The 11,683-nt window shown below is 45.4% G+C and carries 8 protein-coding genes; all 8 read left to right on the plus strand.

What is annotated here, in order from left to right:
* Window positions 1–70: 70 nt before the first annotated feature.
* The gene (locus ACLFWI_RS17425) at window positions 71–763 is read left to right on the plus strand and encodes an urease accessory protein UreF (RefSeq protein WP_446413964.1); all 693 of its coding nucleotides are present in this window, start codon (window positions 71–73) and stop codon (window positions 761–763) included.
* Between the two features lie 77 nt (window positions 764–840).
* Entirely contained in the window at window positions 841–1,086 is a 246-nt protein-coding gene (locus tag ACLFWI_RS17430) for a hypothetical protein (protein ID WP_006104453.1), read from the plus strand.
* 2 nt (window positions 1,087–1,088) lie between these two features.
* The gene (locus tag ACLFWI_RS17435; protein ID WP_446413965.1) at window positions 1,089–1,250 is read left to right on the plus strand and encodes a hypothetical protein; all 162 of its coding nucleotides are present in this window, start codon (window positions 1,089–1,091) and stop codon (window positions 1,248–1,250) included.
* A 919-nt stretch (window positions 1,251–2,169) separates the two neighbouring features.
* Window positions 2,170–3,582 carry a response regulator gene (locus ACLFWI_RS17440; RefSeq protein WP_446413966.1) on the plus strand — a complete coding sequence of 471 codons (1,413 nt, stop codon included), beginning with the start codon at window positions 2,170–2,172 and terminating at the stop codon, window positions 3,580–3,582.
* Between the two features lie 592 nt (window positions 3,583–4,174).
* Window positions 4,175–5,455: a response regulator gene (locus ACLFWI_RS17445; RefSeq protein WP_446413967.1), complete on the plus strand. Its 1,281-nt coding sequence runs from the start codon at window positions 4,175–4,177 to the stop codon at window positions 5,453–5,455.
* 68 nt (window positions 5,456–5,523) lie between these two features.
* Window positions 5,524–5,889, plus strand: coding sequence for a response regulator transcription factor (locus ACLFWI_RS17450; RefSeq protein ID WP_446413968.1), 366 nt, complete (start codon window positions 5,524–5,526; stop codon window positions 5,887–5,889).
* Window positions 5,890–5,998: 109 nt separating this feature from the next.
* Window positions 5,999–6,535, plus strand: coding sequence for a chemotaxis protein CheW (locus ACLFWI_RS17455; protein ID WP_446413969.1), 537 nt, complete (start codon window positions 5,999–6,001; stop codon window positions 6,533–6,535).
* 166 nt (window positions 6,536–6,701) lie between these two features.
* Window positions 6,702–11,681, plus strand: a complete 4,980-nt coding sequence (locus ACLFWI_RS17460; RefSeq protein ID WP_446413970.1) for a GAF domain-containing protein — start codon at window positions 6,702–6,704, stop codon at window positions 11,679–11,681.
* Window positions 11,682–11,683 lie beyond the last annotated feature (2 nt).

An 11,683-nucleotide genomic window follows, 5' to 3' on the forward strand; every position in this document is an offset into this window, starting at 1 on the left:
ATGAACAATGAACAATGAACCATGAACCATGAACAATGAACCATGAACCATGAACAATGAACAATGAACAATGAACAATGAACAAATGACAAATAATTATCTTTTGTATTTGTTGCAACTAGCGAGTCCCGCCTTACCTGTCGGTGCCTATAGCTATTCAGAAGGATTAGAAATTCTGGTGGAAAAGGGGGTGATTGATAAGTCAACACAATTAAAAGCCTGGATTGACCAAGAATTGAGATATGGAGCGATTCGCTTAGAAGCCGCTATGATGGTACGCGCCTATCAGAGTATGCAGGCTGAAGATTTAGAGGCATTGAAGTATTGGAATGCTTGGGCGAGTGCGGCGAAGGAAACCTCAGAGTTGCGATCGCAAAGTTGGCAAATGGGTAATTCCCTGATCCGTTTACTGGTGGAGTTAGAACCGGAACTTCAATCTGTGGCGGGGATAGTGGGAACTCCCTGCAATTATGCGATCGCCTTTGGTATTGCAGCCGCTTACTGGCAAATTAACCTCATGGCTGCTTTATTGGGTTATTTCCACAGTTGGGCATCCAATCTGATTAATACAGGTGTGAAATTGATTCCCCTAGGTCAAACTGCCGGACAACAACTGCTGCTGGAACTTGCCCCTCAGCTATCCCTTGCTAGCCAAGACGCTTTGAGCCTAGAAGACAATGAACAGTTACACAGTTGCACCTGGGGATTAACACTCTCTAGCATGGCTCACGAAACTCAATATACACGATTATTTCGCAGTTAGTTTGGTGATGTGCTGATGTGAGTTGTCTATGTGATGGTTATATGCTACCTTAAAAGTTTTTCAAATTTGAGGAAGCTATGACCCAACGAACCCAGATCAATCTTCGCATAGACAACGAATTACTCCAAGCGCTACGCGAAAAATGTGCGGCTGAAGGCTGCACTCAGACGGAATTCATTACCAATGCTATCAAATCGTCATTAGGTATTCCGATTACCCAAGCTAATCTGATTGAGATCGATGAAAGAATTGCCGCCCACATTCAACCCATTCGAGAAGAGTTAGATCAGTTGAGGGCAGCGTTGGGGGAATTCGCAGCCTGAGAGTGGAAAATGCAACTCTCAGGCAACAGATTCCACAACCATCCAGATTGGAGGCAATACGCGATCGCATTCTCGGCAACTTGAATATCGGTAGAAATGCAGTCGCCTACAAAGCCGCCCAAAAAGTCCTCGATGAGTTTATTGGCGAATTGTACAGACAATAAGTGATCACCAAAAGCGGCAACGGCTATAGTTCCTTTGTTCATGGTTCATCAACCTTGAACAATCAACGATGAACCATTTAGCTTTCTTGGTGCTTCACGAGTCTCATGGCTCTTGCGTTTGGTAAAATCCCACGTTTTTTAGCGTGGGATACATTTTCTTTATCCCTTTTAATTTATATCATTTAACTATACGTTGTGCTATATTTTCGCCAGAGCCTTGATAATCAAAAATACTTAATATCTAGGGAGAAAGATTAATTCTGTCAAAGAAATTACGCCAAGATTTGATAAAAAAACTCCCTACACCTAAGCCATTTAGCTTAGATTAATCTCCCTATTTCCCCAGGTATTTGGGCGCTGAAACGCCTATGGTAAAAGGTTAATAGCTTGTCTTACTGCTCAAGAACTATAGGCAGCAAACTTACGCCATTATGCTGAGGTGATTGGGGGCAAGATCAGCCGAAAATAGAATAATGTGATGATTTAAACAAGAAAAGCTGAGTAAAGCTTTACAAAAAATTGATAATCACTTTACCGAATTGCTAGTAAAATCCTCTACCATAAAGATAGAGTAAGTTTAAATCGGTTGTGAAATGGCAATCCTTGCTGGGCAAGCTTTTTAGTCTCATCTACTTTCACAAATGATTGAGACTGGTGATAGTGAGTGTAAGTAAATCCCTCTAAACGTCTACGTAGAATTACGCCGGGTATAACTTAACCAGAACTGTCCTACTGGCGTGGCACAGCCAAAATAGTGGAATAGACTTTACCATTGAATCGGGCGCACGTCTATGCGCCCCTACGGGCGGTATTACCATGACAAAGGTAGTCTGCTCCTATATCTTTCCCAACTCGGCTAGTTGCTTTCATCATCCCTAATCACTTTCATGCCGTATTCCCAGAAGTTCAAGCTAAAATTATGACCAATCAATTCGAGCGAGCAATTGGATACTCCCAAAAATGGACTGAATTTATTAGCACTGGCGGATTTCCCTTCACCTCTTGTTCAATTGTCAATCCTGAAAATCTGGCGACCCAACTTTTCTCCTGTGCCAGTGAGAAATTTACAGGTTGCTTAGATATTGAAGCCCCTCAACACCAACACTGGAGTTTATATTTTTGCCAAGGTTTAATCTGTGGTGGAAGTGGGGTACATCCACATCGGAGTTGGTTGCGCCAGCTTTATCGCTACTGTCCCCAATTGGTTAAGGATACGACTGTCAATCATTCAAATCATATCCCTGGTGACAATTACGATGCCTTAGCGGAATTAGTAAGGCGGGGAAAAATAGGTCAAGCGCAAATGACAGAAGTTGTCGAAAGCTATATTATCGAAAATTTTTTTGATCTGATTCAACACATTGAACAGATGTCTCATCCCTCAAACTGGCAACTCAGTTATAGTCAAATTCCTCAAGACCAGATGGATTCAGCCTTAGTAACTACAGAAGTTGATGAAATGTGGAGGCAAGCGGTAAAACTTTGGCGAAGTTGGCAAAGCGCTGATTTAACAGACATTTCTCCAAACTTAGCGCCCACGGTATTAAAACCTCAGGAATTACAACAACAATTTTCCCAGATGCTCTATGGTAACCTCAGTGGTTTAGGAGGTATTAATCAGACATTTAAAGCATGGCAAGAAGAAACCTCTCAATTCACATCGGATAACCTGATTGCTTCGATGGATGGCAATCAAACATTACGGGATTTAGCCGTTCTTATGAATCGAAATCTTTTACTCCTGACTCAGTCCATTGTACCCTATATTCGTCAAGGTTTAGTCGAACTGAGTCCGGTTGAGGAAATGAGTCTCATCGTTGCATCACCGATAAAGCTGGAACAGTCATCCGCCGAAACCCCGGCAACTCCAATAGAGTCGAAACCGACGCATCCCTTAATTGCCTGTATCGAGGATAGCTCAGTTGATCTGCTACTGATGAATCATATTCTCACTCAAGCCGGCTATCAATTTATCAATATTGAGGATCAGGAAAAAGCATTATCGATATTGATAGAACACAAACCCGACCTGATTTTATTAGATTTAGTTATGCCCATTGCTAATGGGTATGAAATCTGCTCCCAAATTCGTCGGGTTTCCTTTTTCAAATCCACCCCAGTGATTATTGTGACGGGTAAGGATGGGATTATTGACCGGACACGGGCAAAAATTGTCGGTGCGTCAGATTTTCTCACCAAGCCCATTAATAAAGATAAAATGCTCCAAGCGTTACACACTTATCTCCCCAAGCCCCAGGTTAACCAGTTTCAGGATACATCAATGTTTGGAGATTGGTACGTTCAACCGCCGATGCAATACTCTTCAATGTAAATGCCAACTTATCTCAGGGCGCATCTAAGGTAAATAGGGCTTGCTGAATAAGTATTGGGGAGATGGGGTGAGAGGGTGAGCGTGCCGTTTTCTTTTGTCCGACTACTTACAGCAGTTTTAGGCTAGATGTAATACAGCTAAAAAGGACTATAAAAGGGCTTTTTTCTGGCTGCTGTACTACACCGTGTTAAGCTGTAATGCATTTAAATTGGGTATTAGTAGCGAGCAAGATGCAAAGCCTGCGGCATGGCTTCGCTAAACGCTCTACGGCAATGATCTCGCAATTCTTGACATTATGGTTTAAATGCCGAACAGCTTATTCTTTTCTGTTTTTCATTTATGGCAGAAAAAGTATGCGATTTATATTAAATGTTTTATTGGAAAATATTGACATATTCACCTTTTGATCAGCTACAATTAAGCCAGTCATATCTGTAATTTATTATGAAATATTTTACCGAAAAAAATATTTAAAATCATACCTTCCCTAAAAAATAAACGTTAAAAAAATTCAGCAACAAAAAAACAGTCATATTGATATCTAGATGACTGACTCTACTATCCGACTTAGTGAGATAAATAAAAATCAAAAATGCTTGCTCCTTTATCTGTTCGATCAACTCATTGGAATATAACAAAACATGATGTCGTTTTTACCACAGAAGAACTGCTAAAACGTATTCAAAATTGTGCTAGTCAACAATTTACAGGTCAGTTAGATTTCAACATAACCAATCCCCAACAACAGCAGTGGCAGCTATTCTTTAGTGTCGGCAGTTTGATTGGTTGTCATAGTAAGGTACATCCTGTGCGTCGTTGGTTTCGTCAGCTATCATTGCACTGTCCTTCGGTGGCTGTTAAGGTTGTGACGCAAGCAGGAGAGCCGATTCAATATCAAGATTATGAGTCATTAGCCACACAAGTGAAACAAGGACAAATCCCCGTGGGACAAATGGCAGCACTTGTTCAAGGTCATACCAGCGAGGTTCTTTTTGACATTATCCAAGCAGGCGAACAACAAAACTATCATTCTGGAATGTATCTAAGCTACCGAGTCATTCCTCAAGATTCCATCGATTTAGGGTGGGTTGTGGTAAGAGCGGAGCGCGTTTGGCAGCAAGTTTTTCAGGATTGGCAAGCTTGGCAAAAAGCGGGTTTAGCTGACATTTCACCTAATCTTGCCCCCAAAATTTTGCAGGCAGATCAGTTGCGCCAGCAGACATCACCCTCTGCTTATCGCAATCTAACAGCTTTTGCGGACGGGAAACAAACGCTTCGGGATTTAGCGGTTAAGTTAAAACAAACTCCTCTGCCCCTAACTCACTCGATTTCCCCTTATATTCAGAAAAATTTAATTGGATTAATTGAAGTCGAGGACTTGAAGACTTCTATTTTACCTCGTAAAATTGTTGAGGATAAATCTGATGAAAATGGTAAAAGTACATCACGAAAGCCTTCTCGCCCGTCATCCTCCTCTAAATCAGCAAATGCGGTAATTGCTTACATTGATGATAGTCGAATTGACACTCAAATGATGGGTTATATTTTAGAGGAAGCGGGTTATAAGTTTGTCTCAATCCAGGATTCAGTGCAAGCCCTAGTTAAGCTTCTAGAAAATAAGCCGGATCTGATATTCCTGGATTTGGTGATGCCTGTCGCTAATGGTTATGAAATTTGTTCTCAAATTCGTCGTGTTTCGGTTTTTCAGGATATCCCCGTGATTATTCTGACCGGAAATGATGGCATCGTAGACCGGGTGCGTGCCAAAATGGTCGGGGCTTCTGGTTTTTTGCCAAAGCCGATTACTCAACAAAAAGTGTTGAGTACTTTGCAGAAATATTTACCGACCAAGTCTGTACCGATGAGTAATTAAATCTTGTTCAGTATTTATGACTGAACAACAAACTGCAAAGGTTGTGTATCGCAAAAATTGGATTAACTATGAAAACTGTTCTTTTAGTGGAAGATAGTGTAACAGAAACCCAGGTGCTGACTCGTTATTTAAGACAAGCCGGATTTAACGTGGTGAGTGTAACAAGTGGAGAGGAAGCCCATATAAAACTTCAAGCTCAAAAACCGGATTTAGTGATTCTCGATGTTATTTTACCGGGTCAAAGTGGCTTTGAACTTTGCCGCGAGATTAAAACCAACATCGACACTAAAAAGATTCCTGTGGTGATTTGTTCAACCAAAGGCACGGATGCTGATAAGTTATGGGGTTCGATGCTAGGTGCTGATGCCTATATCTCTAAACCAGTCGATCAGCAGGAATTAATGAAAACCATTAATAAGTTTACGCTGGTTTAGTTACTCTTTGTTGTTTGTTGCTTGGCAAATAACGAATGACGTAGCTTGCTTTTCAAGGTAAGCGAGTATGACGGATGACAAATAACGAATGACGAATGACGAATGACGAATGACAAATTCACTTAACTCAATTCTATTAACGACGAGTCTTGATTCACTCAACCTTAAACCTTTACCCCCCCAAACCCAGCAGCGGTTACTTCGCTTTCCTCTTAGTCACCAAGATAGTGGGCTATTGCCCTTAGAACAAATTGGGGAAGTGCTACGAGTAAATGTAACAGACATTCTGCTTGTTCCAGAAATGCCGGCTTGTGTTTTAGGGATCTGCAACTGGCGTGGCGATATGATTTGGCTAGTTGATATCAGCCAGTTGATGGGCTATTCCCCTTTAGAGAAACCAGGGGAATTCTCTGATACTTTGGTGGTTTTAGTCGTTGAGGTGAATCAGCAATCCTTGGGACTTGTTGTTTCACAAGTTAATGACATCGAATACCATGATTTGCAACATTTGCAGCCTGCTATTCCTGGTGTATTTCCGCCTAAACTTTTGCCGTTTATTCTGGGTTCCCTCCCTGAAGATCAGGGCATCGTACTGAATATTCATGCCATTAGCCACTATCCCCTTTGGCAAAGGCATCGTGAGTGAGGGAGTTGGGGGAGCAAGGGCGGGTTTAGTTAAATTAGCGGTTTTCTCACGTTATTGGTAAAACCCGCCCCTACACACTTACAGGCTATACCCTCTTTCCGAAGTGGAGGGTCAACATTTTCCCGATCGCAGATCGCGGACATATTAGGACTAGACACATCGAATTATGCAAGAACTCGAACAATCAAAGCAAGTACTCAACCCTGATGGGGAGAACGATTCCGCTCATACAATCAGTAATGGCGATCGCGTGATGGATGAGTCTCAGCCTGAGATGGGTGTCAATATCGAAACCTATTTTCAGGAACAACGCCAATGGTTGTTGGCGGTTGCTCAACGGATGCGTCGTGCGTCTACGATAGAAACCGTTGATACGCTGCTAGAAACCACTGTGGCAGAGGTGCGGGAGCATTTCCAAGTTGATCGCGTCCTGATTTATCAATTTAAGACGGAAACCGAGGGTGTGGTTCGCGCTGAATCTATGGTGGCGGGGTATACTCCCTGTGTGGGTGAATCTTTACCCGCCTTAACCTTTGGCGCAAACAGTCAAATCGAATATCAGCAGCAACAGGTTGTCACCCTGAGTCATCTGTATCAAGGCGTAACCAGTCCCTATCAACTGCAACTGCTGAAACGGTTTCAAATTAAAGCCTGTTTAAGTTTGCCGATTCTGTTTAGTAAACAAGTCTGGGGGTTACTGATTGTTCAGCAATGTTCCGGAACCCGCACCTTCCAAGACTCCGAGATTAACTTGCTGTATCAGGTGACGACGGAATTGGCTCTTAACCTGCAACCGGGAGAACTGTTTAGTCAACTTCGCAGCCAAAACAAAAATACCAAAGTTGTCGGTCAAGTCGCGGCGAAAATTCTCAAGAACATATTGCGATCGCTGAATGTTCCCCAAGTCTTCAGTAACGCCACACGGGAAATCCGTCAGCAACTGGAGTGCGATCGCGTGGCGGTGTATCGGTTTAATCAAGATTGGAGTGGGGAATTTATCGCCGAATCCGTTGCTCCGGGATGGGTTCCCCTAGTCGGTCCGGATATCAAAAAAGTCTGGGAGGATACCTATCTCCAAGAAACCCGAGGCGGACGTTATCGCAATGAAGAAACCAATGGCGTGAATGACATTTACGCGGCGGGTTTGACTGATTGTCATATCGATCTGTTGGAACAATTTGAGGCAAAAGCTTATGCGATCGCACCAATTTTTGAAGGAGACAAACTCTGGGGATTACTCGCCGCCTTCCAAAACTCAGGTTCTCGCCAATGGGACACCTCAGAACTAAATATATTAGCATTAGTCGGGCGTCAGTTTGGCGTCGCGCTTCAACAAGCCGAATACCTGGACAGTTTACAAGCGCGAACTGGACAATTAGCAAAAACAGCGGAACGGGAACGTACTATCGCCCGGGTGATCGAGAAAATTCGTCAAACCACGAACATTGAGACGATTTTCCAAACCACCACCAAAGAAGTGCGTAAACTTCTTAACATCGAGCGCGTCACCATCTATAAATTCCGCGACGATTATTTCGGTGATTTCGTCAGTGAATCCGAAGCGCCAGGATTACCCAAACTCGTGGGGAGTGGGTGGGAAGATCCCTATGTCAACGAACACCAAGGCGGACGGTTTCTGGATAATGAAGCCTTTGTTGTGGATGATATTTACACCGCCAATCTCACCGATTGTCACATCGAGGCGTTAGAGAATTATGGCGTCAAATCCTGCGCCGTCGTCTCTATTTTCCAAGGGCAAAAGCTGTGGGGATTACTCAGTGCCTTTCAAAACACCAGTACCCGCCATTGGGAAGAGGGTGAAGTCCAATTACTCAAGCAAATTGCCAACCAACTCGGTGTCGCCCTCCAACAAGCCGAATATGTGGATCAGATTCAACTGCAATCGGAGCAACAGGCGAAGGAGGCGGAGCGAGAGCGGGCGTTAGCCAAAGTGGTGGATAAAATCCGTCAACCCTTCGACATTGACAAGGTGTTTGAAACCACCACTCAGGAAGTGCGGCGACTGCTAAATGCGGAAAGGGTGACGATTTATAAGTTCCGTGATGACTATTTTGGCGACTTTATCTGTGAATCCGAGTCAGGCGGGTTTCCCAAGTTAGTCGGGAGTGGTTGGGAAGATCCCTATCTCAACGAACACCACGGGGGATGCTTCCGGGACAATCAACCGTTTGTGGTAGACGATGTTCACGATGGTACGCTGACGGATTGTCATGTTGAGGCGTTAGACTACTATGGCGTCAAATCCTGTGCAGTGGTGTCTATTTTCCAAGAAGACAAGCTGTGGGGATTGCTCAGTGCGTTTCAAAACACAGGGAAACGCCACTGGGAAGAGGGTGAAGTCCGCTTGCTGACTCAAGTGGCGTCTCAACTGGGGGTAGCGCTGCAACAGGCGGATTATTTGCAGCAATTACAAGCCCAATCGGAGCAACTGGTGAAAACCGCCGACTTGGAACGAGTCACGGCTCAAATTGTCAGTAAGATTAGTCAGTCTCAAGAGATCGATCAGATTTTCCAGACGGCTTGTAGCGAAGTACAAACCTTTTTGGGGGCTGATCGCGTGGGCGTCTTTTGCTTTGATCCTGACTCTGGGTTTAATCGGGGAGAACTCGTGTCTGAGCGGGTGATCGCCGGTTTTTCATCAGCCTTGTCGATGAAAATAGACGACCATTGTTTTGGTGAAAAACATGCGGAAAATTATCGCAAGGGAAGGGTTTGGGCAGTCGCGGATATCTATCACGCCAATCTAGCGCCCTGTTATATTGATACCCTCTCCAAGTTCCAGGTGCGCGGGAATTTGGTGGCACCCGTTATGCAAGGAGTCGAATTGTGGGGATTACTCTGTATTCACCAGTGCAGTGGTCCACGCAAATGGAGAAACCAAGAGGTGGAATTTGTCAAGCAGGTGGCGTATCAATTGTCCATCGCCTTGAAACAATCCCAGTACCTGCACCAGTTACAAGACCAATCCACACAACTGGCAACCATTGCCCAAACTCAGGAAACGGTATCCAGTGTTCTGACTAAGTTGAGCTATGGCGAGGATGTCGCCACCATCTACAATACAGCCACTCGTGAACTGCGGAAACTACTCAAATGCGATCGCACGGCGGTTTATCAGTTTGAACCCGACTGGAGTGGCGTGTTTGTGGCGGAGTCGGTGGCGACGGGATGGACACCCTTAGTTGGTCCGGATATCCGCACCGTTTGGGAAGACACCTATTTACAAGAAACCCAGGGGGGTCGCTATCGGAATCGGGAAAGCTTTGCCGTGGATGATATCCATACTATCGGTCACTCCGATTGTCACGTTGAAATCTTAGAGCAATTTGAGGTCAAAGCTTACGCCCTCGCCCCGATTTTCGTCGCCGATGAGTTATGGGGAATCCTCTGTGCGTATCAAAATAGCGGACCCCGCCACTGGACAAGTACCGAAATCACGGCGCTAACTCAAGTGGGTCAAGCGGTAGGAACGGCATTACAACGACTCTACTACCTGGAACAGGTGCAACAACAGTCGGATCAATTCGCCCAGTTAGCGAAACGGGAAAGTAACTTTATCAACCTGCTGTATAAAACTGGACAACGGATTGCTGAGCGCTTGCAGAAAGGAACTTTGAACCCAGAGGTTCTGTTGCAGGCGACGAGTCAGGAATTGCGACTCCTGCTGAATACGGATCGGGTGGCGGTTTATCGCTTTAACTCCGATTGGAGTGGGGAATTTGTAATTGAAGATGTGGGGGGTTCCTACGTCAAGGTTGTCGGTACTCAACTGGCAAAGGTGAGTGATCCGGTGTTGCAACAAAGTGAGGGTGGTGTGTATCGCCAAAATCAGACCACGGCGGTTAATGACATTAGCCAAGCCACGGAGTTGACGTTTAACCGGGAGATTTTGCAGCAGTGGGGAGCGCAAGCTTACATTATCGCCCCCCTATTCCAAGGGGAACAACTTTGGGGATTGCTGGGGGTGTATCAAAACAGTGAACCCCGTACCTGGGAAGAGGGAGAGATTAAACTTTTGGCGCAGATGGCAACCCAGTTAGGGATCGCAATTCAGCAAGCGTATTCCTTGGAACAAGTTCAGGAACAGTCCCAGCAATTAATGGAGGCGGCGCAACGGGAGAAAGCGGCGAAGGAAGCACTGCAACAGGGAGTGATTCAACTGCTAATGGCGGTACGTCCGGCGTTACAAGGGGATCTGACGGTGCGAGCGCCGATTACCGAAGATGAAGTGGGAACGGTGGCGGATGCCTATAACAATACCCTGCAAAGTCTCCGGGCGATTGTGAAACAGGTAAAGGAATCCTCTCGCCAAGTGGGACAAACTTCCCAAGCTAGCGAAGCCGCGATCGCCGGATTGGCGCAACAAGCCCAACGCCAGTTCCAGGCGCTGGAACAAACTCTGGAACAGATTCAGATGATGGTGAATACCACTGAAGCCGTGGGTGTTAGCGCTCAACAGGTGGAAGAAGCGGTGCAACGCGCCAACCAAACGGTTCAAGCTGGGGATGAGGCGATGAACCGCACGGTGGATGGGATTATGGATATCCGGGAAACCGTGGCGGAAACCAGTAAGCGGCTGAAGCGTTTGAGTGAATCGACGCAGAAGGTGTCGCGAGTGGTGAATTTGATTAGTAACTTTACCACTCAAACCCAACTGTTGGCGTTGAATGCGTCAATTGAAGCCACCCGCGCGGGTGAGTATGGACGAGGGTTTGTCGTGGTTGCAGATGAGGTGCGTTCTCTGGCGCGTCAATCGGCGGAAGCGACGACGGAGATTGCCCAATTGGTGCAGGAAATCCAGATGGGTACTGCTGAGGTGTCATCGGTTATGGAAACGGGGATTCAGCAAGTCGCATCGGGTACAAACCAGGTGAACGAAGCGCGGGAATATTTGTATGCGATCGTCGAAGCTACGAGTCAGATTAGTCAGGTGGTAGCGGGAATTACCCAAGCGACTCAAGTTCAGAGTCAGGAGTTACAGTCGGTTACCCGAACCATGACTCAGGTGGCGACGATTGCTAATCAAACGGCGGAAAATTCGATGGAGATGTCTTCATCGTTCCAAGGTTTGTTGGCGATGGCGCAAAATCTGCAAATGAGTGCGGATCAGTTCAAGGTTGAATAGTC

Source organism: Coleofasciculus sp. (genome assembly GCF_046539235.1).
Lineage (GTDB): Bacteria > Cyanobacteriota > Cyanobacteriia > Cyanobacteriales > Coleofasciculaceae > Coleofasciculus.

Bases quoted from the DNA above. Each gene is read 5' to 3' on its own strand.
- ACLFWI_RS17450 (WP_446413968.1), top strand. From the start codon at position 5,524: ATGAAAACTGTTCTTTTAGTGGAAGATAGTGTAACAGAAACCCAGGTG.
- ACLFWI_RS17430 (WP_006104453.1), top strand. From the start codon at position 841: ATGACCCAACGAACCCAGATCAATCTTCGCATAGACAACGAATTACTC.
- ACLFWI_RS17440 (WP_446413966.1), top strand. From the start codon at position 2,170: ATGACCAATCAATTCGAGCGAGCAATTGGATACTCCCAAAAATGGACT.
- ACLFWI_RS17455 (WP_446413969.1), top strand. From the start codon at position 5,999: ATGACAAATTCACTTAACTCAATTCTATTAACGACGAGTCTTGATTCA.
- ACLFWI_RS17425 (WP_446413964.1), top strand. From the start codon at position 71: ATGAACAATGAACAAATGACAAATAATTATCTTTTGTATTTGTTGCAA.
- ACLFWI_RS17460 (WP_446413970.1), top strand. From the start codon at position 6,702: ATGCAAGAACTCGAACAATCAAAGCAAGTACTCAACCCTGATGGGGAG.
- ACLFWI_RS17445 (WP_446413967.1), top strand. From the start codon at position 4,175: ATGCTTGCTCCTTTATCTGTTCGATCAACTCATTGGAATATAACAAAA.